Source organism: Streptomyces sp. (assembly GCF_035644915.1).
Taxonomy (GTDB): domain Bacteria; phylum Actinomycetota; class Actinomycetes; order Streptomycetales; family Streptomycetaceae; genus Streptomyces.
In genome coordinates, this window is the sequence record NZ_DASQNP010000105.1 from 1 (window position 1) to 23,179 (window position 23,179).

Below are 23,179 nucleotides of genomic sequence, written 5' to 3' on the forward strand. Positions count from 1 at the left end.
GTAGCAGTTGACGTACATGGTGCGGCCGTCGGGCGAGAAGGTGACGCCCGCGAACTCGCCGTACTCCGGCTCCTCGGGGGTGCCGATGTTCCGGGCGTTGCGTGCCAGGGCGTAGACCCGGCCGTGCCGGGTCACCCCGTAGACGTGCTGGGCGCCGCCGCCGTCCTCGCACACCATCAGGCCGCCGCCGGGGGCGAGGCAGATGTTGTCCGGCGACTCGCCCGGCATCTCCACGCCGGTGTCCGGGCCGAAGACCACCGCCAGCGTCAGCCGGCGGCGCCGCGGCTCGTACCGCCACACCTGGCCGAAGTGGTCGGCGGCCGAGCCCTCGGAGCTGCGGGCGTAGCTGGAGACGAAGTACACCGACTCCTTCCCCCAGTAGCAGCCCTCCAGCTTCTGGGCGTGGGTGATGCCCCCGCGGCCGAAGTCCTGGAGGCGGACGGGTGTCTGCTTCGCCAGCGGGTCGGGCACCGGCACCCACTCGACGCGGTCGAAGGCGGTGCCGGGTTCCAGGACGGCCGACAGGTCCGGCACGCCCGGCACCCGCATGGCCTCCAGCCTGCCGCCCGCGCGCAGCGAGCCGAAGCCGCCGCGGGGGCGGTTGGGCAGGAAGCGGTAGAAGAGGCCGAAGGGGTGGTCGAAGGCGTCCTCGGTCTCGTAGACGACGCCGGTGCGCGGATCGACGGCGACCGCCTCGTGCTGGAAGCGGCCCATCGCGGTGAGCGGCTCGGGGACGGTCCGGTGGCCGGGCCGGCAGCCGACCTCGAAGATGAAGCCGTGGTCCTTGGCGTAGCCGTTGGTGCCGGCCCTGTCCTCGGTCTCCTCGCAGGTCAGCCAGGTGCCCCAGGGGGTGGGGCCGCCCGCGCAGTTCACGGCCGTGCCCGCGATGCCGACCCGTTCGGCCAGCACGTCGTCGTCCTCCGACAGCTCCAGCAGGGTGCAGCCGCCCGCGCCTTCCGGGTCGTACGTCAGCCCCGGGACGGCGGGGACCGGGTGCTCGGCGCCCGGCTTGTTCTCGTGGTTGCGGACCAGCCACAGGCGGTCCGGACGGGAGCCGGGCAGGGCGGCCATGCCGTCGTGGCGGCCGGGCACCGGGCCCTCGCCCGAGCGCATCGGATCGCCCTCGCGCGACAGCACCCGGTAGCGGAACCCCTTCGGCAGGTCGAGCAGGCCGTCCGGGTCGGGGATCAGGGGCCCGTAGCCGTCCCGGCCCCCGGTGGCGTGGGCGGGGGCGGTGCCGGCGAACAGTTCGGAGATGGCACCGGCGAAGGCGATGCCCGCTCCCATGGCACCGGCTCTTCCCAGGACGTGGCGTCGCGTTGCTGACATGGGCAGCTCCCTGCTGGCGGACAGGTGATGTTCCGGTGTGTGTACCACGCTGTTCGCTCAGCGGGAACCGGGTGCGACCCGTTTCCGTGCCCGCCGCGACCCGCCCGGCGTACGGCCGCCCCGCACGGGACCGCCCGTCCGGGGTCCCACCCCGGGGCGCCGCCCGGAGGCCGCCGCCCCGGGACCGTCAGGCCCCGGCCGCCCCGTCCTCCCCGGTCAGCCGCCGCGCGTCGCGGGCGAGCGCGGTGAGCCGCGAGATCGCCCGGAAGTACTTCTTGCGGTAGCCGCCCTTGAGCATCTCCTCGCCGAAGAGCCGGTCGAACGGCACCCCGGAGGCGAGCACCGGCACCTCGCGGTCGTAGAGCCGGTCGGCGAGGACCACCAGGCGCAGCGCGGTGGATTGATCCGGCACCGGCTGGACATCCGTCAGGCACACCGCCTCCACGCCGTCGCACAGCGCCCCGTAGCGGCTGGGGTGGACGCGGGCGAGGTGGTCCAGGAGGGAGGGGAAGTGGTCGAGGGAGGCGCCGGGGGTGCGGTGCGCGACCCGGGCCACCGTCGCGTCGTCGCAGGGCGGCGGGGCCTCGGGCAGGCCGCGGTGCCGGTAGTCCTCGCCGTCGATGCGCAGGGTGCGGAAGTGCGCGGCCAGCCCCTGGATCTCCCGCAGGAAGTCGGCGGCGGCGAAGCGGCCCTCGCCGAGCTTGCCGGGCAGGGTGTTGGAGGTGGCCGCCAGCGCCACGCCCTCCTCCACCAGCCGTCCCAGCAGGGTGGAGACCAGGACGGTGTCGCCCGGGTCGTCCAGCTCGAACTCGTCGATGCACAGCAGCCGGTGCCCGCTGAGCGTGGCCACCGTCTGCTGGAAGCCGAGCGCGCCCACGAGGTTGGTCAGCTCCACGAAGGTGCCGAACGCCTTGCGCTCGGCGGGGGCGTCGGTGGCGTGCCACAGCGAGGCCAGCAGGTGGGTCTTGCCGACGCCGTAGCCGCCGTCGAGGTACACCCCGCGCGGCCCGGCGGGCGCCGCCGCCCGGCCGCCGCGGCCTGTCCGGCGGAACCAGCGCAGCACGCCGCCGCCCCCGCCGTCCGCCGGCGCCCCGCCGATCCCCGCCGCGAACTCGCGCAGCACCCGCACCGCCTCGGCCTGGCTGGGCCGGGCCGGGTCCGGGAGGTAGTTGTCGAAGCGCACCGCGTCGAAGCGCGGCGGCGGCACCAGCTCCGCCACCAGCCGGTCGGCGGGGACGTGCGGCTCGCGGGCGCACAGGGACAGCGGGGCGGTCTCTTCGGCTATCGGGCGCGTGGAGGCAGTGGAGGACGACACCCTTCTCACTCTACGGGGCGTGGCGGGGCGCGGAGCGCGCCCGTGGCCCGTGCCACACTGCGCGGTATGCGACGTCTGTTCCCCCCTCCCGCGTCCCCCGCAGCCCCGGTCCCTCCGGCGGAGCCGGCGCCCCCGGCGCAGCCGGCCGGGGACGCCGACCGGCAGTGGACCCTGGAGGAGCTCGCCGACGCGTACGCCTATCCCGCCACCGCCCCGGGCACGCCCTGGCTGCGGGGCAACATGGTCGCCTCGCTCGACGGCGCCGCCCACCACCAGGGCCGTTCCCAGCCGCTGTCCTCGGACGCCGACATGCGGATCTTCGGGGTGCTGCGGGCCCTGGCGGACGCCGTGGTCGTCGGCGCCGAAACGGTACGCCAGGAGGGGTACCGGCCCGCCCGCCGCCGCGAGGCGTTCGCCGCCCGGCGCGCGGCGGCCGGACAGCACCCGGCCCCCGCCATCGCGGTCGTCAGCGCCGGCCTGGACCTGGACTTCTCCCTGCCGCTGTTCACCGAGCCGCTGGTGCCCACCCTGGTGCTCACCGGCGCGGCGGCCCCGGCCGACCGCCAGGCGGCGGCCCGCGCCGCGGGCGCGGTGGTGGTGCACGCGGGCGAGGGCGCCGCGGTGGACCCGGCGCGGGTGCCGGGCCTGCTGGCCGAACACGGCCACACCCGGCTGCTCACCGAGGGCGGGCCGCGCCTGCTCGGCCAGTTCGCGGCGGCGGGCGTGCTGGACGAGCTGTGCCTGACCGTCTCCCCGCGGATCACCGCCGGGAACGCCTCCCGGATCCTCGACGGCCCCGGCTTCGAGACGCCGGTGGAGTACGGACTCCACTCCGTGCTGGAGGAGGAGGGGTTCCTCTTCACGCGCTACCGCCGGACGGGCGCGCAACCGGCGTGAACCGACCCGTCCGTACCAGGCGGGTGTGACATGCACAGATTGGAATACGCAGAGTGAAATGCGCACCCCGCACGCGCGGGGGCGGATGGTTCGGTACGGGTCCGCGGACCCGCCTGGAGGAAGGGCACCTGCCGTGTTCACCACCGTGTTGATGATCGAGAAGCCGCTGGTGCCCGCCGACGTGGAGCTCGTCACCACCCTCCACGGTGACGAGCCGGTGTCCTTCGTGGTTCTGATGCAGCCGCGCGGCGACCAGGACCGGCTGCTGCGGGCCCTGGACGACGTGGCGCTCGGCGAGCTGGACGACGCCGTGCGCGAGGCCACCGGAGAGGACGAGGAGGCCACCGCGGAGGGCCCGGCCTCCCCGGCCGAGCGGGCCCTGCAGCACTCGCTGGCCGCGCTGCGCGCCGCGGGCGCGGAGGCCGTCGGGCAGATCGTCCGGGACCGCCCGCTCGACCTGCTCGGCTCGGTCGTCCGGGAGACCGGCGCGGACGAGGTGATCGTGTTGACCGCGCCGCACCTGGTCGAGGAGTTCTTCCACCGCGACTGGGCCTCGCGGGCCCGCCACAAGGTCGGCGTCCCGGTGCTCAAGCTGTTCGCCCACGGGGAGTGAGCCGGCGCGTCCGGCACCGCGCCCGCCGACTGCGGTCGGCGGGCGCCCTCGCATAGGCTTGGGGCCGCGCGCGACCAGCGCGCCGCAGCACGCAGCAACCAGCACGCGAAGAGCACGTCCGAAAGGAAACCGCATGGCGCCCGGCCTGCCGCCCGCGATGGAACGACCGCACTTCATCGGCATCGGCGGCGCCGGGATGTCCGGCATCGCGAAGATCCTCGCCCAGCGCGGCGCACGGGTCGCCGGCAGCGACGCGAAGGAGTCCGCCACCGCCGGGGCGCTGCGCGCGCTCGGCGCCACCGTCCACATCGGGCACGCCGCCGGCCACCTCGCCGGCGACGCCACCGCCGTCGTCGTCTCCAGCGCCATCCGGGACGACAACCCGGAGCTGGCCGCCGCCCGCGAGCGCGGCGTGCCGGTCGTGCACCGCTCCGACGCGCTGGCCGCGCTCATGGAGGGCCTGCGCCCGATCGCCGTCGCCGGCACGCACGGCAAGACCACCACCACCTCGATGCTCGCGGTCGCCCTGCGCACCATGGGCCTGGACCCCTCGTACGCGATCGGCGGCGACCTGGACGGCCCCGGCACCAACGCCCACCACGGCGGCGGCGAGATCTTCGTCGCCGAGGCCGACGAGAGCGACCGCAGCTTCCACAAGTACGCCCCCGAGGTGGCGATCGTCCTCAACGTGGAGCTGGACCACCACGCCAACTACGCCTCGATGGAGGAGATCCACGTCTCCTTCGAGACCTTCGCCGACCGCATCCGCCCCGGCGGCACCCTGGTGGTCTGCGCCGACCACGACGGGGCCCGCGAGCTGACCGCCCGGGTCCGCGCCCGCGCGGCCGAGGGGCGCAGGGACCTGCGGATCGTCACCTACGGCGAGGCCGCCGACGCCGACGTACGGGTCGCCGAGGTCACCCCGCGCGGCCTGACCAGCGAGGTCACCGTCCTCCTCGGCGGCGAGGAGATCGCCTTCACCGTCTCCGTCCCCGGCCGCCACTACGCCCACAACGCCGTCGCCGCGCTCGCCGCCGGCGCGGCCCTGGGCGTCCCGGCCCGGGAGCTGGCCGCCGCCCTCGCCTCGTACACCGGCGTCAACCGCCGCCTGCAGCCCAAGGGCGAGGCGCGCGGCGTGCGGGTCATCGACTCCTACGCCCACCACCCCACCGAGATGACCGCCGACCTGGAGGCCATCCGGGGCGCCGCCGGGGACGGCCGGGTGCTGGTGGTCTTCCAGCCCCACCTGTTCAGCCGCACCCGGGAGCTGGGCGCCGAGATGGGCCGGGCCCTGGCACTGGCCGACGCCTCGGTCGTCCTGGACGTCTACCCGGCCCGCGAGGACCCGATCCCCGGCGTGACCAGCGCCATCGTGGTCGACGCCGCCCTCGCCGCGGGCGCCGACGTCCGGGCCGAGTCCGACGGCGAGAAGGCCGCGGCGCTGATCGCCGGAATGGCCGGACCCGGTGACCTCGTTCTGACGATGGGGGCGGGCGACGTCACCGAGCTCGGTGCGGTCGTCCTCGACCGTCTGGCGAACTGAGGAGGTACCCGCCATGGGGTACGAGATCGACAAGAGCGAGGAGCAGTGGCGGCGGGAGCTGAGCCCCGCCGAGTACCACGTGCTCCGCGAGGCGGGCACCGAACCGCCCTTCACCGGTGAGTACACCGACACCAGGACCACCGGCGTCTACCAGTGCCGGGCCTGCGGGGCCGAGCTGTTCCGCTCGGACACCAAGTTCGAGTCGCACTGCGGCTGGCCCAGCTTCTACGACCCGGCCGACTCCTCGGCCGTCGAGCTGCTGGAGGACCGCTCCCACGGGATGGTCCGCACCGAGGTCCGCTGCGCCCGCTGCGGCTCCCACCTGGGCCACGTCTTCCGCGGCGAGGGCTACCCGACCCCGACGGACGAGCGGTACTGCATCAACTCCATCTCCCTGCGGCTGGTCCCCGAGGAGGGCTGAGCCGCCGCCGGCGCCCGGGCGGCGCCGGCGGGGGGCCCGCGGGGAATTCGCTGGCCCGCCCCGCCGGCGGGCGGGGAGGATGGCGGCATGCTCCAGACGCTGCTGCCCTTCCTGGGCGCCTGCCTGCTGGTCGCCATGTCGCCGGGGCCGAGCACGGTGCTGATCATCCGCCGGTCGCTGGTGAGCCGGCGCGACGGCATGGCGACGGTGCTCGGCAACGAGACCGGGGTCTTCGTGTGGGGCGTGGTCGCCGCCTTCGGCCTCACCGCGCTGCTGACCGCCTCGCAGCTCGCCTACGACGCGCTGCGCGTGGTGGGCGCGGTGGTGCTGGTGGTCTTCGGCGTCCAGGCGCTGCGCAGCGCGCGGCGGATCACCGGGACCGCGACCGCGGCCGGGGAGGCGGCCGGCGGGCCGTCGCCCGCCCGGCCCTCGGCGTGGGGGTCGTACCGGGCCGGGCTCGCGCTCAACCTCGCCAACCCCAAGGCGGCGGTCTTCGCCCTGTCCTTCCTGCCGCAGTTCGTCCCGGCCGGGGCCCCGAAGCTGCCCGTGATGGTGGCGCTGGCCGCGCTGTGGGCGGTCTTCGAGGTCGGCTACTACGCCTGCTACGTCTGGGGCGTGGGCCGGATGCGGCGCCTGATCGACCGCGCCTCCGTGCGCCGCCGCCTGGAGCAGGTCTCCGGCGGCGTGCTCATCGCCCTGGGCGTGCGGATGGCCCTGGAGGGCTGACGGACCCACCCGCAGGGCCGCACCCCCGGACGCCCCCCAACGCCCCCGGACCCCGGCCGCGCGGGGCGCCGCGCTCAGCGCAGCACCGCCGCCGCGTGCGGCCCCAGCCGCAGCAGCCCGTCCCCCTCGGGCGGCTCGCACCTCCCCCAGGAGGCCAGCTCGGCGGCCGTGTGCACCGACAGGGGGATCTCGGCGGTGCCCTCCGCGGCCAGGTGCACCGCGACGTGCAGCCCGCCGTGCCGCAGGTACAGCCAGCGCCGCTCCTCGTCGAAGGCGACGTGGACGTCCGCCAGCCGGGTGCGGGGCGAGACGTGGGCGCGGCGCAGGGCGATGAGCGCCCGGTGCCAGGCCAGCAGGGCGGCGTGCGGCTCGCGCAGCGGCTCGTCCCAGTCCAGGCAGGAGCGCAGCCGGGTGGCCGGGTCCTGGGGGTCGGGGACGTCCTCCTCGGCCCAGCCGTGCGCGGCGAACTCCCGGCGCCGCCCCTGCCGTACGGCCTCCGCCAGCTCGGGGTCCTGGTGGTCGGTGAAGTACTGCCAGGGGGTGCGCGCCCCCCACTCCTCGCCCATGAACAGCATCGGCGTGTACGGCCCGCACAGCACCAGCGCCGCCGCGCAGGCCGCCAGGCCGGGGGAGAGGTGGGAGGCCAGCCGGTCGCCCCGGGCCCGGTTGCCGATCTGGTCGTGGGTCTGGGCGTAGGCCAGGAAGCGGCGCGCCTCGGTGGTGGCGCGGTCCGGTGCGCGGCCGTGGCGGCGGCCCCGGAAGGAGGAGTAGCTGCCGTCGTGGAAGAACGCGCCGGTCAGCGCCTTGGCCAGGGCCGCCAGCGGGGCGCGGGCGAAGTCGGCGTAGTAGCCCTGCGCCTCGCCGGTCAGGGCGGCGTGCAGGGCGTGGTGGATGTCGTCGTCCCACTGGGCGTCCAGCCCCAGCCCGTTGGCGTCGCGCGGCGCGGTGGTGCGCGGGTCGTTCCGGTCCGACTCGGCGATCAGGAACAGCGGCCGCCCCAGCTCCGCCGAGAGCCGCTCCACGGCCGCCGACAGCTCGGCCAGGAAGTGCTCGGCCCGGTCGTCCACCAGCGCGTGCACCGCGTCCAGCCGCAGCCCGTCCAGCCGGTAGTCGCGCAGGAAGGCCAGCGCGCTGCCGATGAAGTACGCCCGCACCTCGTCCGAGCCGGGCGCGTCCAGGTTGACGGCCGCGCCCCACGGGGTGTGGTGGCGCTCGGTGAAGTACGGGCCGAACTCCGGCAGCCGGTTGCCGGACGGCCCCAGGTGGTTGTGCACCACGTCCAGGACCACGCCCAGCCCGTGGGCGTGCGCGGTGTCCACGAAGCGCTTGAGGCCCTCCGGTCCGCCGTACGGCTCGTGCACCGCCCAGGGCGCCACCCCGTCGTACCCCCAGCCGTGGGTGCCGGGGAACGGGGCGACCGGCATCAGCTCGACGTGGGTGACCCCCAGACCGGCCAGGTGGCCCAGCCGCCCGGCCGCCGCCTCGAAGGTGCCCGCCTCGGTGAAGGTGCCGACGTGCAGCTCGTACAGCACCGCGCCGTCCAGCTCCCGTCCGGCCCAGTCGTGCCGCCAGGCGTACGCGTCGGGGTCCACCACCGCGGCCGGGCCGTCGGGCCCCTCCGGCAGCCGCCGCGCCCGCGGGTCGGGGAGCACCGGCCCGTCGTCGACGGAGAAGCCGTAGCGGGTTCCGTGCCCGGCGGACGCCTCGCCCCGCCACCACCCGGCGCGCTCCGGGTCGCGCTCCATGGGGTGTTCCTCGCCCCCCGCGTGCAGCGCGACCCGTCGCGCCCCGGGGGCCCACACCTCGAACAGCACTGGCGTCTCCTTCGGCCGACGGCACGTCAAAGACCCAGCATGCCCCCTTAAGAGCCCGCCGGCCCGTGCGGACGCGGTGCCGCGCCACCGGATGCCCGGCCCGGGCGACGGGCGCGGCCCGCGGGCGGGGGCGCAGGCTGGACAGCTCCACGCCGGGCCCTGAGAATGACTGCTCATGGCATCTCTGGAGTTCGGAGCGGTCCCGCCGCGCCCGTCGGACGAGGACCGGGAGCGTGCCATGGAGGTGCTGCGCGAGAGCGCGGTCGTCGGCCGCGTGTCGCACCAGACCTTCGAGCGCCGGATGGAGCTGATCCTCACCGCCCGCCGCTCCGACGAACTCGAAGCCGCCATAGGCGATCTGCGTCCGCGCCCGCCGGAGCCCTTCCTCCTGCGGACCGTCGCCGCGGTCTCGGCGCTCCCCGGACGGCTGCGGCGGGCCTGGCAGACGGCGCGGCTGCCGGAGCTGATACTGCCCCCGCCCGGCCCGTACCCGATGAGCATCGGCCGCGCCCCCGGCTCGATGCTGCGGCTGAACGACGAGACGGTCTCCCGGACGCACGCCCAGTTGCACAGCTCGGCGCGGGGCTGGGTGCTGCGCGACCTGGGCTCGGCCAACGGCACCTGGGTCAACGGCCGCCGGGTGACCGGATCGGTGGACGTGCGCCCGGGGGACCACGTGCGGTTCGGACGGGTCAGCTTCCGGCTGAGCGGCCGCTGACCCGCCCGCGCCCGTCACCCCGCCGTGCGGCACCGGTCAGCTCCGGACCAGCAGGGCGACCGGTGAGCCGGCCAGCAGCTCCGCCAGCGCGCCGCGTCCCTCGGCCTCCCGCCCGCCGAGCAGGTCCCGCCACCGGCCCGGCGGCAGCTCCAGCGCCGTCTCCCGCCAGCCGCCCGCCTCCGCCAGCCGCAGCGAGAGCCGGGTCGCCACGGCGACGACCGCGCCGGAACGCGCGTAGGCCACGCAGTGCCCGGCCGCCGGGCCCACGGCCCGCAGCGGCTCGTACGAGGCCGACGCGCCGAACCACTCCGGGTGCTCCCGCCGCAGCCGCAGGGCCGTCACGGTCAGCCGCCGCTTCTCCCGGGACAGGCCGCCGCCCAGAGCGCCCGACAGCTCGTCCGACGGGCTGCCCGCCCCGGCCTCGTCGGCCCTGCTCTCCTCGGCCCCGGCCTCCTCCGGCGCGCCGAGCGGGGCGGAGGGGAACTCCGGCAGCCGGCGGTTGTCGGGATCGACCAGCGCGGCGTACACCCGCTCGGTGCCCATGTAGAGGTCCGGCACGCCCGGCATGGTCAGGTGCAGCAGCGCCGCGCCGAGCACGTTGGCCCGCACCGGGGCCCTCAGCTCCCGCCCGAAGGCGGCGAGCGCGTACAGCGGCGGTCCGGCCGGCCCGGCCGAGGCGAAGCGCTCCACGGCCGCCTCGTACGCGGCGTCCTGCTCGGTCCAGGTCGTGCGCAGCGCCGCCTCCCGCACGGCCTTCAGCAGCGCGGGCACCAGCCGCTCCTGGTACGGGAAGCCCATGCCGTACGCGGTCTGCCAGGCCGTCCAGGCCAGATGGGGGTCGGGGGCCTCCGCGCCGTCCAGGCGGGCGGTCTCCCCGCCGACCTCCGCCAGCAGCTCCGCCCACCGCCGCGGGCACTCGCTCAGCACCGCCAGGGCCGCCCGCACGTCCGCGCTCCGCTTGGTGTCGTGCGTGGACAGCACGGTGCCGGTGGCCGGCCAGTCGCGTTGCAGGCGCGTGCAGTACGCGTGGAACTCCTCCGGCGTCACCGCGGGGCGGCCCGGATCACCGCCCACCTCCCCGGCCGACAGCAGGGGGACGTAGCGGTAGAAGGCCCTGTCCTCCTCCGACTTGGCCCGCAGCGCCGCACTGACCTGCGCGAAGCGCGCGCAGAAGTCCCGCTGCGCCGGCCCGTCGCCCAACTGTCCCAGCGCCAGGTCCCGCACCACGTCCACCGAGGCGGCCTCCTCCGGCACGGCGAACGCCTCCCGCGCGCCCTCGGCCGCCTCCTCCAGCATCGCCCGGTCCTCCGCGCCCACCGGCCCGCCCGCGGTGACGTACGGCCGGTACACCGGCAGCCGTACCAGCACCTCCCGGATCGCGGTGCGCAGCGCCCAGGGCGCGTGGTCGCGCAGCGCCAGGTGCGGGGCGGCCTCGCACACGGCGGCGGCCGTACGGGTGAGCCGCTCGACCTCGGCGGCCAGCTCCCCGGTGACCACCTCCCGCGCGGCCCGCCGCACGGTCGGCCGCCACGCGCCGCCGAGGTCGGGTCCGGCGCCGGTGACGTCCCGGTAGACGGCCGTCAGCTCCGCCAGGCCACCGGGATCGACGAAGAGGCCGTCGACGTGGCGCAGCGCGTCGTAGCCGGTGGTCCCGGCGACCGGCCAGGACACGGGCAGCCGCTCGCCGGTGGCCAGGATCTTCTCCACGACCGTCCAGACGCCGCCGGTCTCCCGGTGCAGCCGCAGCAGGTACGCCCCCGGGTCGGCCAGCCCGTCCGGGTGGTCCACCCGCAGCCCGTCCACGACGCCCTCGCGCACCAGCCGCAGCACGCACGCGTGGGTCGCGGCGAAGACCTCCGGGTCCTCCACCCGTACGCCGATCAGGTCGGAGATGGTGAAGAAGCGCCGGTAGTTCAGCTCGGTGCGGGCCAGCCGCCACCAGGCGAGCCGGTAGTGCTGGGCGTCCAGCAGCTCGGGCAGCGGCAGGCGCTCGGTCCCCTCGCGCAGCGGGAAGCGGTGGTCGTAGTACGTCAGCACGCCGCCCTGGACCGACATCGCCTTCAGCTCGTCGCCCAGCCGCCCGCCCAGCACGGGCAGCAGGATCCGGCCGTCGCCGGCCTCCCAGTCGATGTCGAACCAGCGGGCGAAGGGGGAGGCGGGCCCCTCGCGCAGCACCTCCCACAGCGGCTCGTTCAACTGCTCGGGCACGGGGACGCCCATGTGGTTCGGCACGATGTCGAGCACGATGCCCAGGCCGTGCTCCCGCGCGGTGCGCGCCAGCGCCCGCAGCCCCTCCTCGCCGCCGAGCTCCTCGCGCACCCGGGCGTGCCCGGTCACGTCGTAGCCGTGGAGGGAGCCGGGCACCGCGTCCAGCACCGGCGACAGGTGCAGGTGGGAGATCCCGAGCGAGGCCAGGTACGGCACCGCCCGCTCGGCGGCGGCGAACGGGAACCCCGGCTGGAGCTGGAGCCGGTAGGTGGCGGTCGGCACCGGAGGGGACACGGGGGCGGGCGGGGACGGGTCGGAGGACATGTGCTGCATGTTCCCGACCCCCGCGCGCCCGAACCCGCCGGCCGTCGGCCACGCGGCGGACCGCCGGCCGCCGTCCGGGTGGTGGGCGGTCCGCCGCGGGCCGCGCCCGCCACCCGGACGCGGCCCGGACGGCGGACGCGGCTCAGGCCGGGCGCTGGAGCACCGTCAGGCTGCGGTCGACCAGGGTGATCCGGGCACCCGCCTTCACCGTGGGACCGGTGCCGGGCGGCACCCCGTCCTCCCGCGAGGTGTCCACGACGACCTGCCACTGGCTGCCGTGGTCGACCGGCACCACGAAGGTGCGCGGGGTGTCCTGCGCGTTGAACATCAGCAGGAAGGAGTCGTCGGTGATCCGCTCGCCGCGCTCGCCCGGCTCGGAGATCGCGTTGCCGTTGAGGAACACCGTCAGCGCCCTGGCCTGCGCCTCCTGCCAGTCCCGCTGGGTCATCTCCTCGCCCTCGGGCGTGAACCAGGAGATGTCCGACAGCTCGTCGTGCGTGCCCTCCACCGGCCGCCCGTGGAAGAAGCGCCGCCGCCGGAAGGCGGGGTGGTCGCGGCGCAGCCCCACCATGGCCTGCACGAACTCGCACAGCGGATGCTTCTCGCCCGGTTCGGGCCAGTGCACCCACGACAGCTCGCTGTCCTGGCAGTAGGCGTTGTTGTTGCCCTTCTGGGTGCGGGCGAACTCGTCGCCGTGGCTGAGCATCGGCACGCCCTGGGAGAGCAGCAGCGTGGCGATGAAGTTGCGCATCTGCCGGCCGCGCAGGGCCAGCACGTCCTCGTCGTCGGTGTCGCCCTCCACGCCGCAGTTCCAGGAGCGGTTGTGGCTCTCGCCGTCCCGGTTGTCCTCGCCGTTGTCCTCGTTGTGCTTCTCGTTGTACGACACCAGGTCGTGCAGGGTGAAGCCGTCGTGGCAGGTCACGAAGTTGATCGAGGCGAGCGGGCGCCGTCCGTCGTCCTGGTACAGGTCGGAGGAGCCGGTCAGCCGGGAGGCGAACTCCGCCAGCGTCCGCGGCTCGCCCCGCCACAGGTCCCGCACGGTGTCCCGGTAGCGGCCGTTCCACTCCGTCCACAGCGGCGGGAAGTTCCCCACCTGGTAGCCGCCCTCGCCGACGTCCCACGGCTCGGCGATCAGCTTCACCTGGCTGACCACCGGGTCCTGCTGCACCAGGTCGAAGAACGACGACAGCCGGTCCACCTCGTGGAACTGCCGCGCCAGGGTGGCCGCCAGGTCGAAGCGGAAGCCGTCCACGTGCATCTCGGTGACCCAGTAGCGCAGCGAGTCCATGATGAGCTGGAGGACGTGCGGGCTGCGCATCAGCAGCGAATTGCCGGTGCCGGTGGTGTCCATGTAGTAGCGGGGGTCGTCCGCCAGCCGGTAGTACGAGGCGTTGTCCAGTCCCCGGAAGGAGAGCGTGGGCCCCAGGTGGTTGCCCTCGGCGGTGTGGTTGTAGACCACGTCCAGGATGACCTCGATCCCGGCCTGGTGCAGCGCCTTGACCGCCTGCTTGAACTCCAGCACCTGCTGGCCGCGGTCGCCCCAGGAGGCGTACGCGTTGTGCGGGGCGAAGAAGCCGATGGTGTTGTAGCCCCAGTAGTTCGCCAGCCCGGCGTCGGCCAGCCGGTGGTCGGTGACGAACTGGTGCACCGGCATCAGCTCCAGCGCGGTGACGCCCAGCTCCGTCAGGTGCTCGATGACCGCCGGATGGCCCAGCGCCGCGTAGGTGCCGCGCAGGTCCTCCGGCAGCTCCGGATGGAGCATCGTCAGGCCCTTCACATGGGCCTCGTAGATCACCGTCTGGTGGTAGTCGGTGCGCGGCGGCCGGTCGTCGCCCCAGTCGAAGTACGGGTTCACCACGACGGACGCCATGGTGTGCGGCGCCGAGTCCAGGTCGTTGCGCCGTTCGGGGGCGTCGAAGTGGTAGCCGTAGACCGCCTCGTTCCAGTCGATGGTCCCGCTCATCGCCCTGGCGTAGGGGTCCAGCAGCAGTTTGGCGCTGTTGCACCGGTGCCCCTTCTCCGGCTCGTACGGCCCGTGCACCCTGAAGCCGTACCGCTGGCCGGGCATGACGCCCGGCAGGTAGGCGTGCCGCACGAACGCGTCGGACTCGCGCAGCTCGACGGCCGTCTCCGACCCGTCGTCGTGCAGCAGACACAGCTCGACGCGCTCCGCCGCCTCGGAGAACACGGCGAAGTTCGTTCCCGCGCCGTCGTACGTGGCCCCCAGGGGGTAGGCCCGTCCCGGCCAGACCTGCATGTCGACTCTTCCTGTCGCGGTCTTACACCCGTCGTCGCTGCATCCTCGCGCAGCACCGGCGCACCGGGCGAACGCAACATTTATCTTCCCCCGGACGAGCGTACGAGCAAAGGAACTTGGTGGGGGCATACTGCTGCGGTCCCTCCGGGAGGGCAGTAGGCTCCTTGATCGAACAGTGGGTCCGGAAGGCGGTGCACAGGTGAGCTCGGGAGGGCTTGAGCTCCCCCCAGGTGACGGGGGCGAGAGCGGTGCCGCCGATCCGCCCGGAACGCCGCCCGGAGTGCCGCCCGGCACGGTGTCCCTGGCGCGTCCGATGGAGATCGGGGCCGACCTGGCGTGGAGCGCCGAGGACTGGGCCGAGGTGCGCCTGCGCGCGCAGCGGGCGGGTCGGGCGTACATCTGGCTCAACCTCGTGGAGCAGCGGCTGCGCGCGGTGGTCGCGGCGGTCCTGCGGCCGATCTACGAGCCGGTGCACGGCGAGGAGTGGGTCGTGGCGGCGGCCGGCCCCGCCGGGCAGGAGTGGGTCCAGCGGGCGGTGGCCGTGCGCGAGGTCAGCCGCCGCAAGGGCTACCTCCTGGACCCGGCCGACGACACCCTGCTGTCCTTCCTGACCCTGCCGCAGTTGCGCGAGCTGATGGTGCAGCACTGGCCCTGCTTCGAGCCGTACTTCGACGGGCGGCGCGAGCTGGAGCTGGCCCTGGACGAGCTGGAGGTGGCCCGCAGCGCGGTGGCGCGCAACCGGGCGCTGTCCCCGGCCGTGCTCGCCCAGGCCGAGCGGATCTCGGCCCGGCTGCTGGACCTGCTGGGCGCCGGCCGGGAGGTGCCCTCCGCCCACCGGCTGCCGGTGGACGCGGTGGAGGAGCTGGTCGGCGACCGCTTCGCGGACGTGGTCGGCGTCCACCCGGACCGGGTGCGCCTCCAGCGGCAGCTCCCGGCCGAGGACCTGTTCGGCGGCGCGCGCCGCCTGGACGCCATCGGCATAGGCCTCAACCTGTTGGTCCAGAACTACTCGGGACGCCGCCTGGTGCGGCTGGCCGACTCCGGCTGCCGGGTGCGGCTGCTGTTCCTCAACCCGGCCAGCAGCGCGGTGCGGCGCCGGGAGAGGGAGCTGGGCCTGAAGAAGGGCGAGCTGAGCCGGTCGGTGGAGATGAACATCCTCCACATGCGCCGGGTCCGCTCCCGGCTGCGCGACGCCGACGCCTTCCAGATCCACGTCTTCGACGAGACCCCCCGCTTCACCGCCTACCTCGTCGACGGCGACGGCCCGGACGGCATCGCGGTGGTCCAGTCGTACCTGCGCCGGATCCGCGGGATGGAGGCCCCGGTCTTCGTGCTGCGCGCCGGCCACCGGGACCTGGTCCAGGACGGCCCGGGGGGCGGGGGCGGCGAACACGGGCTGTTCCACCTCTACCGGGAGGAGTTCGAATCGGTCTGGACGGACTCCCGCCCGGTCTCCTGACCGGCGTCCGCCACCGAATCCGGGTGCGGGCGGCGCGCCGCCCCCAGGGTCGCACCATGACCTCCCCCCGCCCCGCCCACATCGCCATGTTCAACATCGCCGCGGCCGGCCACGTGCACCCGTCCCTGGAGGTGATCCGCGAACTCGTGCGGCGCGGGCACAGGGTCACCTACGCCATCCCCGCATCCTTCGCCGAGCCGGTCGCGGACACCGGCGCCGAGCCGAGGACCTACCCCTCCACCCTGCCGACCGACGACGAACCGGACGCCTGGGGCACGGAGCTCATCGATCACATCGAGCCGTTCCTGGACGACGCGATCCAGGCCCTGCCCCAGCTCGCACAGGCCTACGAGGGCGACGAGCCCGACCTCGTCCCGGCCGACATCGCCGCCTGCCCCGCCCGCGTCCTCGCCCACCGCTGGGGCGTGCCCCACGTCCAGCTCTCCCCGGCCGTGGTCGCCCGGGAGGGCTACGAGGAGGAGGTGGCCGGGCCGATGTTCGCCGAGCTGAGGCGCAGCCCGCGCGGGATCGCGTACTACGAGCGCTTCACCCGCTGGCTGGCCGGCAACGGCGTCCCGATGGACCCCGACCGCTTCTCCGGACGGCCCGACCGCTGCCTGGTGCTGATCCCCAGGGCGCTCCAGCCCAACGCCGACCGGGTGAACGAGGACGTCCACACCTTCGTCGGCGCCTGCCAGGGCGACCGCTCCCGCCAGGGGGAGTGGAAGCGGCCCGCCGGGGCCGGGAGGGTGCTGCTGGTCTCCCTCGGCTCGACCTTCACCAAGGAGCCCGCCTCCTACCGGGAGTGCGTCGCGGCCTTCGGTGACCTGCCCGGCCGGCACGTCGTCCTCCGGATCGGCCGCTTCACCGACCCGGCCGAACTCGACCCCGCCGGGCACGGCCTGCCGGCGAACGTCGAGGTCCACTCCTGGGTGCCGCAGCTCGTGGTCCTGAAACAGGCCGACGCGTTCATCACCCACGCCGGCGCCGGCGGCAGCCAGGAGGGGCCGGCCTGCGGCGTGCCGATGGTCGCCGTGCCGCAGGCCGCCGACCAGTTCGTGAACGCCGAGACCCTCCGGAGCCTGGGCGTGGCCCGCCACCTGCCCAAGGAGGAGGCCACCGCCGCCGCGCTGCGCGCCGCCGTACTGGAGTTGGCGGACGACCCGGAGGTCGCCGGGAGGCTGCGCGCGATCCGGACCCGGATGGCGGCCGAGGGCGGCACCCGCCGGGCCGCCGACCTGATCGAGGCGGGGCTGCGGCGGGCGGCGCAGGCCCGGTGACCGGCCGCGACCGGCGCGGAGGGCCCCGCGCGGATCCGCCGTTCTAGGGTGCCGGTATGACGGGACACCCGGGGACGTACGTGGCGCTGCTGCGCGGGATCAACGTGGGCGGGCACAGGAAGGTGCCCATGGCCGAGCTGCGGCAGGTGATGGACGGGCTCGGCTGGACGGACGTGCGCACCCACCTCACCAGCGGCAACGCCGTCTTCACCGCCGGGGAGCGGAGCACCGGGGAGCTGGCGGCCGAGCTGGAGGCGGCGATCGCCGGGCACTTCGGCTTCCCCGTCGCCTGCCTGGTCCGCACCGCCGGCGAACTGCGCGCGGCGGCCGACGCCTGCCCCTACCCGGCCGCCGACCTGGACCCGGCCAGGCTGCTGGTCCTCTTCCTCGACCGGGCCCCGGACGCCGGGCGGCTGGCCGCCGTGGATCCGGCGGCCTTCGCGCCGGACGAGTTCCGCGCCGGCGAGCGCGAGCTGTACTGCTGGTTCCCGAACGGAATGGGCCGCAGCAAACTGCCCGGCGCGCTGGAGGCCGCCTGCCGGGGCCGCACCGTCACGGGCCGCAACTGGCGTACGGTCACCAAGCTGCTGGAGATGGTCAGGCGCTGACCGGCACGCGTCCGGCCGCCGGCCACCGCGACCACTCCGCCAGCGCCTCGTCGTAGCGCCGCGCCATCAGCCGGGCCAGCTCCGGCGCGTCGCCCAGCACCGGCGCCAGCAGGTCCGCGCCGGCCTCGCGGGCTCCCGCGGCGATGCGGTCCGGCAGGAAGCCGGGCGCGATGACGTACGGGGCGACGGCCACCCGCCGGACGCCCTCCGCGCGCAACTGCCGGACCGCGTCCGCCGTACGGGGAAGGGAAGCGGAGGCGAACGCGGGTCGCACGGCGCACCAACCGGCGGTGCGCCGCCACTCCCGCGCGACATCTGCGATCACCGCGATCGCCTCCGGGTCACTGGAGCCCGCCGAGGCCAGCACGACCCCGGTCGAGCGCTCGTCGCCGGGCCGCAGCCCGGCCTCGTACAGCCGCCGCTCCAGGGCGGCGGTCAGCAGCCGGTCCGGTCCCAGCACCGCGGCCTGGTGGACCGACAGCCGCGGCAGCCGGGCGACCGTCTCGCGCAGCACCGCCGGGATGTCCGCCTTGGCGTGGAAGGCGCGGGTGAGCAGCAGGGGGAGGGCCACCACCCGGCGCACGCCCTCGGCGTGCAGGCGGGTGAGCGCCTGGGGGACGGACGGCGCGTTGAAGTCCAGGTGGCCGACCTCGACCCGCAGATCGGGGCGTCGCTCCCGCAGCCGCTCGCACAGCGCCGCCACGGTCGCCGCGTGGCGGGGGTCGCGGCTGCCGTGGGCGACGACCAGCAGGGCGGGACGGCCGGGGTGCAGGGGGAGGGTTCGCACGGCTCGGTTCACCTTCCGGTCGTGGCCAGTCCGCGGTTGTGCAGCACGCGGCGCTCGACCGGGGAGAACAGCAGCGACTCGACGGCCACGCCGACGGCCAGGATCAGCACCACCGAGGCCAGCACCAGGCTCAGCTCGCCGCTCTGGCGGCCCGCGTCCAGCATCCGGCCGATGCCGGGCAGGGGCGTGGCGGTGATCAGCTCGGCCGTCATCAGGGCGCGCCAGCCGAAGGTCCAGCCCTGCCGCAGCGCCGCCACGAAGCCGGGCAGGGCGGCGGGCACCAGGACGTGGACGGCGCCGCGCAGCCCGCCGGCGCCCATCGACCGGCCCGCCCGCACCAGCAGCGGGGGCACCTGGTCGACGGCGGAGACGACTCCGACGGCGATCGAGGGGACGGCGCCGAGCAGCACCACGGCGTACACCGCGCCCTCGGAGTTCCCCAGCGCGATCACCGCCACCGGCACCAGCGCGGCGGCGGGCAGGGACTGCACGGAGGACAGGATCGGGCCCAGCACCGTGCGCAGCGGCGCCAGCCGCGTCAGCAGCAGCCCCAGGGGGACGCCGACGGCCGCCGAGGCGGTGAAGCCGATCAGGCAGCGCAGCAGGCTGTGGCCGAGCGAGGGCAGCAGGGTGCCGTCCGACCAGGCGGCGACCAGCTCGCCGTGGACCGCGGCCGGGGCGGGCAGCGTCGCCGACCAGTGCAGCGCGTACGCCGTCTGCCACAGCGCCAGCACCAGGGCGAGCGCCGCCAGCGGCGGCGCGGCCTTGGCCAGCAGCCGTCGCGAGGCGGCCCCGGTGGCGGAGGCCGGGGACTCCAGGGCGTCCAGGCCGGAGGCCATCTCGCCGGAGCCGCCGGCCCCGCCCGCGGTCCGGTCCGCAGCCGGGTCTGCGGCTCGGTCCGCAGCCGGGTCCGCCGTCCGGCCGGAGTCCTGCCCGGGGAGCCGGCGGGAGTCCTCGGTGTCAGTGGCGGGCATGGCGGAGGATCTCCTCGTGCAGGTGGCCGGTGATCTCCCGGGCGAGGGAGGTGACGCCGGTGTCCTCGATGCGGCGGGGGTAGGGGATGTCCACCCGCCACTCGCGCGCGATGCGTCCCGGGCGCGAGGACAGCAGCACCACCCGCTGGCCGAGCCGTACCGCCTCGCGCACGTTGTGCGTGACGAACAGGACGGTCAGCTCCCGCTCGCTCCAGACCCGGGTCAGCTCCTCGTGCAGCAGGTCGCGGGTGATGGCGTCCAGCGCGGCGAAGGGCTCGTCCATCAGCAGCACCCTGCTGCCCTGCGCCAGCGAGCGCGCCAGCGCGACGCGCTGCCGCATCCCGCCGGAGAGCTGGTGCACCCGCTTGCCGTACGCGTCCGGCAGCCGCACCAGCCGCAGCAGCTCCTCGGCGCGCCCGCGCCGCTCGGCCCGGGGGACCCCGGCCAGCTTCAGGGCCAGCTCGACGTTGCGGCCCGCGCTCAGCCACGGGAAGAGCGCGTGGTCCTGGAACATCAGCGCCGGTCGTCCGTGCGGCACCCGCACCTCGCCCGAGGTCGGCCGGTCCAGCCCGGCCACCAGGTTGAGCAGCGTGGACTTGCCGCACCCGGAGGCGCCCAGCAGGCAGACGAACTCCCCGGGAGCGACCGTCAGCCCGATGTCGTCCAGCACCTGCTGGCGGGCGCGGGAGGAGCCGAAGGACTTCGAGACGCGGTCGAGCCGCACCGCGTACGGGCGGTGCTGCCCGGCCTGCCGGGCCCCGGAGCCGGTGACGGACGGTGCCGGGGCGGGGGTGGCGAGTTCGGTGGACACAGCGGAGTCCTCTCGTCGTTCGCCACCCTGGCGGGCGGCTCTACGGCTGGGGTGCGCCGGCGTGTGCGGCGGGGGCGTACGGGAGGTGCGGCAGGGGGCGGGGCGGCGGGGACGCGGGCGTCGCCGGCGGCGTCCCGCCGTGGTTCAGAAGTCCCATCCGTCGTCGTCCGCCGCGCCCTCCGCGGCGGCCCTGGTCACTCTCGCGGCCTCGGCGAAGGCGTCACCGGCCATGCCGGCGGTGAGGGTCGCGCCGTCGGCGGGGTCGATCAGCAGAAACGATCCGGTACGGCGGGAGAGGGCGTAGGGGTCCACCGGCAGCGGCTCGGCGGTGCGCACGCGCACCCGGCCGATGTCGTTGGCGGCCAGTTCGCCGGGCTCGGGGTGGAGGGAGAGGTCGTCCAGGGCCAGCCGGGAGGGGATCTCCTTGACGATCGCCTTGACGGTGCGGGTGGTGTGCTTCAGCAGCACCCGCTGACCGACCCGCAGCGGGGTGTCGTGCAGGTGGCAGACCGTGGCCGTGACGTCCTGGGTGGTGGCCGGGGCGCCCTCGCGGGGGACGATCAGGTCGCCGCGGGAGACGTCGAGGTCGTCCGCCAGGCGGAGGGTGACGGACTGGGGGGCCCAGGCCGCCTCCACGGACTGGCCGAGCGCGTCGATGGCCTCGATGACGGAGGTGCGGCCCGAGGGCAGCACGGTCACGCTCTGGCCGACGCGCAGCACGCCGGAGACGAGCTGGCCCGCGTAGCCGCGGTAGTCGGGGTGCTCGGCCGTCTGCGGCCGGATGACGTACTGGACGGGGAAGCGGGCCGGCTCCCGCTCGGGGTCGTGGGTGACCGGGACGGTCTCCAGGTGCTCCAGGACCGTCGGGCCGCTGTACCAGTCCATGACCGCCGACGGGGTCACCACGTTGTCGCCGGCCAGCGCCGAGATGGGGATGGCGGTGATCTCGGGGACGCCCAGGGACGCGGCGTAGTCGGTGAACTCGCCGGCGATGGCGGAGAAGACCGGCTCGGCGTAGCCGACCAGGTCCATCTTGTTCACGGCCAGCACCACGTGGGGCACGCGCAGCAGGGCGGCGACCGCGGCGTGGCGGCGGGTCTGCTCCACCACGCCGTTGCGGGCGTCGACCAGGATGATGGCCAGTTCGGCGGTGGAGGCACCGGTGACCATGTTGCGGGTGTACTGCACGTGGCCGGGGGTGTCGGCCAGGATGAACCGCCGGCGCGGGGTGGCGAAGTAGCGGTAGGCGACGTCGATGGTGATGCCCTGCTCGCGCTCCGCGCGCAGGCCGTCGGTCAGCAGGGCCAGGTCGGGGCCGTCGGCGCCGCGGCTGCGGGAGGCGTGCTCGACGGCCTCCAACTGGTCGGCCAGGACCGACTTGGAGTCGTGCAGCAGCCGCCCGACCAGGGTGGACTTGCCGTCGTCCACGCTCCCGGCGGTGGCGAAGCGCAGCAGCGAGGCGGCCGGGCCGGCGCCGGTGGCGGTGGTGTCAGTGGTGCCGGTGGTCATCGGTCAGAAGTACCCTTCGCGCTTGCGGTCCTCCATGGCGGCCTCGGAGAGCTTGTCGTCGGCCCTGGTCGCGCCCCGCTCGGTCAGCCGGGAGGCCGCGATCTCCGCGATGACCTGCTCGATGGTGGTGGCGTCGGAGTCCACCGCACCGGTGCAGGACATGTCGCCGACGGTGCGGTAGCGCACCATCCGCCGCTCCACCGGCTCGCCCTCCTTCGGGCCGCCCCACTCGCCCGGCGCCAGCCACATCCCGTTCCGGCGGAACACCTCGCGGGTGTGGGCGTAGTAGATGGAGGGAAGCTCGATCTTCTCCCGGGCGATGTACTGCCACACGTCCAGCTCGGTCCAGTTCGACAGCGGGAAGACCCGCACGTGCTCGCCCGGCGCGTGGCGGCCGTTGTAGAGCTGCCACAGCTCCGGCCGCTGCCGGCGCGGGTCCCAGCCGCCGAACTCGTCCCGCAGCGAGAACACCCGCTCCTTGGCCCGGGCCTTCTCCTCGTCGCGCCGTCCGCCGCCGAAGACCGCGTCGAACCGGTTGGTCTCGATGGCGTGCAGCAGCGGCACGGTCTGCAGCGGGTTGCGGGTGCCGTCGGGGCGCTCGCGCAGCTCGCCGCGGTCGATGAACTCCTGCACGGACGCCACGTGCAGCCGCAGCCGGTGCTCGGCCACCACCCGGTCCCGGTATTCGATGACCTCGGGGAAGTTGTGGCCGGTGTCCACGTGCAGCAGCGCGAAGGGCACGGGCGCGGGGGCGAACGCCTTCAGCGCCAGGTGCAGCATCACGATGGAGTCCTTGCCGCCGGAGAACAGGATCACCGGCCGCTCGAACTCGCCGGCCACCTCCCGGAAGATGTGCACCGCCTCCGACTCCAGCACGTCCAGGTGGGTCAGCGCGTACGGGCTGTCGGTGTCGGTGCCGGTGCTCCCGGCGATCTCGGCGATCTCGGCAACGGCCGTCATGCCATGCCCCTTTCGGCCCTGTCTGCGGTGGTGTGTTCGTCGGTGGTGTGCGTCCCTCTCACGCCAGTCCCCTTTCGGAGAGCAGCGCGTGCACCCGGTCCGCGGACTCCCGCACCGTCTCGGTGTGCGCCTCGATCCGCAGGTCCGGATCGACCGGTGCCTCGTACGGGTCGTCCACGCCGGTCAGCCCGGAGATCTCGCCCGCGGCCTGCTTGGCGTACAGCCCCTTGACGTCGCGTTCGGAGCACACCTCGACCGGCGTGGCCACGTGCACCTCCAGGTACGCCGTGCCCTCCGCCTGGTGGCGCTTGCGCACCGCCTCGCGGCTGTCGGCGTACGGCGCGATCACCGGGACCAGGACCTTCACGCCGTTGGAGGCGAGCAGTTCGGCGACGAAGCCGATCCGCTGCACGTTGGTGTGGCGGTCCTCCCGGGAGAAGCCCAGGCCGGCGGAGAGGAACTCCCTGATCTCGTCGCCGTCCAGGACCTCCACCCGGTGTCCCTCGTCGCGCAGCCGGCCGGCCAGCGCGTGGGCGATCGTCGTCTTGCCCGCGCTCGGCAGGCCGGTGAGCCAGATCGTGGCCCCCCTGTCCCCGCCGGGGGCGCCCGTTCCGCTCATCCGCCGC

At 75.0% G+C, this 23,179-nt stretch carries 20 protein-coding genes; 9 read left to right on the forward strand and 11 right to left on the reverse strand.

Features of this window, described 5'->3' with window-relative positions:
* A partial coding sequence (locus VE546_RS12305) for an alkaline phosphatase PhoX (RefSeq protein WP_324921562.1) occupies positions 1-1,329 on the reverse strand: 1,329 nt, incomplete at its 3' end.
* Positions 1,330-1,516: 187 nt separating this feature from the next.
* Positions 1,517-2,644: a cell division protein ZapE gene (zapE, locus tag VE546_RS12310; protein ID WP_324921564.1), complete on the reverse strand. Its 1,128-nt coding sequence runs from the start codon at positions 2,642-2,644 to the stop codon at positions 1,517-1,519.
* Positions 2,645-2,710: 66 nt separating this feature from the next.
* Here zapE and VE546_RS12315 point away from each other — a divergent pair, with 66 nt between their 5' ends.
* From VE546_RS12315 to VE546_RS12335, 5 genes are all read left to right on the forward strand, one after another.
* A complete protein-coding gene (locus VE546_RS12315) occupies positions 2,711-3,541 on the forward strand; it encodes a pyrimidine reductase family protein (RefSeq protein WP_324921566.1) in 831 nt (276 codons plus the stop codon).
* Between the two features lie 133 nt (positions 3,542-3,674).
* Positions 3,675-4,154, forward strand: a complete 480-nt coding sequence (locus tag VE546_RS12320) for an indole-3-glycerol phosphate synthase (protein WP_324921568.1) — start codon at positions 3,675-3,677, stop codon at positions 4,152-4,154.
* Between the two features lie 133 nt (positions 4,155-4,287).
* Positions 4,288-5,697, forward strand: a complete 1,410-nt coding sequence (murC, locus tag VE546_RS12325) for a UDP-N-acetylmuramate--L-alanine ligase (protein ID WP_324921570.1) — start codon at positions 4,288-4,290, stop codon at positions 5,695-5,697.
* Between the two features lie 13 nt (positions 5,698-5,710).
* Positions 5,711-6,118 (forward strand): peptide-methionine (R)-S-oxide reductase MsrB, encoded by a 408-nt coding sequence (gene msrB / locus VE546_RS12330; protein ID WP_324921572.1) that lies wholly within the window; start codon positions 5,711-5,713, stop codon positions 6,116-6,118.
* Between the two features lie 87 nt (positions 6,119-6,205).
* Positions 6,206-6,844, forward strand: coding sequence for a LysE family translocator (locus tag VE546_RS12335; RefSeq protein ID WP_324921573.1), 639 nt, complete (start codon positions 6,206-6,208; stop codon positions 6,842-6,844).
* 74 nt (positions 6,845-6,918) lie between these two features.
* Here VE546_RS12335 and treZ read toward each other — a convergent pair whose 3' ends face one another.
* Complete coding sequence (gene treZ / locus VE546_RS12340; RefSeq protein ID WP_324921575.1) at positions 6,919-8,658, reverse strand: malto-oligosyltrehalose trehalohydrolase; 1,740 nt, start codon at positions 8,656-8,658, stop codon at positions 6,919-6,921.
* 175 nt (positions 8,659-8,833) lie between these two features.
* Between treZ and VE546_RS12345 the strand changes: the two genes are divergently transcribed.
* Positions 8,834-9,376, forward strand: a complete 543-nt coding sequence (locus VE546_RS12345) for a DUF1707 and FHA domain-containing protein (protein ID WP_324921577.1) — start codon at positions 8,834-8,836, stop codon at positions 9,374-9,376.
* Between the two features lie 36 nt (positions 9,377-9,412).
* Here VE546_RS12345 and treY read toward each other — a convergent pair whose 3' ends face one another.
* Both treY and glgX read right to left on the reverse strand, forming a co-directional pair.
* On the reverse strand, positions 9,413-11,908 hold the full coding sequence (treY, locus tag VE546_RS12350) for a malto-oligosyltrehalose synthase (protein ID WP_324921579.1): 2,496 nt from the start codon (positions 11,906-11,908) through the stop codon (positions 9,413-9,415).
* A 142-nt stretch (positions 11,909-12,050) separates the two neighbouring features.
* Positions 12,051-14,165 carry a glycogen debranching protein GlgX gene (glgX, locus tag VE546_RS12355; RefSeq protein ID WP_324921581.1) on the reverse strand — a complete coding sequence of 705 codons (2,115 nt, stop codon included), beginning with the start codon at positions 14,163-14,165 and terminating at the stop codon, positions 12,051-12,053.
* A 199-nt stretch (positions 14,166-14,364) separates the two neighbouring features.
* On the opposite strand from glgX, the gene VE546_RS12360 reads away from it, so the two are divergent.
* The 3 genes from VE546_RS12360 to VE546_RS12370 are packed head-to-tail and all read left to right on the forward strand — an operon-like array spanning position 14,365 to position 17,512.
* Entirely contained in the window at positions 14,365-15,624 is a 1,260-nt protein-coding gene (locus VE546_RS12360; protein WP_324921583.1) for an SAV2148 family HEPN domain-containing protein, read from the forward strand.
* Between the two features lie 56 nt (positions 15,625-15,680).
* The gene (locus VE546_RS12365) at positions 15,681-16,904 is read left to right on the forward strand and encodes a macrolide family glycosyltransferase (protein WP_324921585.1); all 1,224 of its coding nucleotides are present in this window, start codon (positions 15,681-15,683) and stop codon (positions 16,902-16,904) included.
* A 56-nt stretch (positions 16,905-16,960) separates the two neighbouring features.
* The gene (locus VE546_RS12370; protein ID WP_324921586.1) at positions 16,961-17,512 is read left to right on the forward strand and encodes a DUF1697 domain-containing protein; all 552 of its coding nucleotides are present in this window, start codon (positions 16,961-16,963) and stop codon (positions 17,510-17,512) included.
* Here VE546_RS12370 and VE546_RS12375 read toward each other — a convergent pair.
* From VE546_RS12375 to cysC, 6 genes are all read right to left on the reverse strand, one after another.
* Entirely contained in the window at positions 17,502-18,299 is a 798-nt protein-coding gene (locus VE546_RS12375) for a sirohydrochlorin chelatase (protein WP_324921588.1), read from the reverse strand. The two genes, VE546_RS12370 and VE546_RS12375, sit on opposite strands and share 11 nt — an antisense overlap.
* Before the next feature lie 8 nt (positions 18,300-18,307).
* Positions 18,308-19,273, reverse strand: coding sequence for an ABC transporter permease (locus tag VE546_RS12380; protein ID WP_324921590.1), 966 nt, complete (start codon positions 19,271-19,273; stop codon positions 18,308-18,310).
* Positions 19,260-20,084, reverse strand: a complete 825-nt coding sequence (locus VE546_RS12385; RefSeq protein ID WP_414720469.1) for an ABC transporter ATP-binding protein — start codon at positions 20,082-20,084, stop codon at positions 19,260-19,262. Before VE546_RS12385 ends, VE546_RS12380 begins: the two co-directional genes overlap by 14 nt.
* A gap of 144 nt (positions 20,085-20,228) precedes the next feature.
* A complete protein-coding gene (locus VE546_RS12390) occupies positions 20,229-21,593 on the reverse strand; it encodes a sulfate adenylyltransferase subunit 1 (RefSeq protein ID WP_324921592.1) in 1,365 nt (454 codons plus the stop codon).
* A 3-nt stretch (positions 21,594-21,596) separates the two neighbouring features.
* Complete coding sequence (gene cysD, locus VE546_RS12395) at positions 21,597-22,553, reverse strand: sulfate adenylyltransferase subunit CysD (protein ID WP_324921594.1); 957 nt, start codon at positions 22,551-22,553, stop codon at positions 21,597-21,599.
* Positions 22,554-22,611: 58 nt separating this feature from the next.
* A complete protein-coding gene (cysC, locus tag VE546_RS12400) occupies positions 22,612-23,172 on the reverse strand; it encodes an adenylyl-sulfate kinase (protein WP_324921596.1) in 561 nt (186 codons plus the stop codon).
* Between the last annotated feature and the right edge of the window lie 7 nt (positions 23,173-23,179).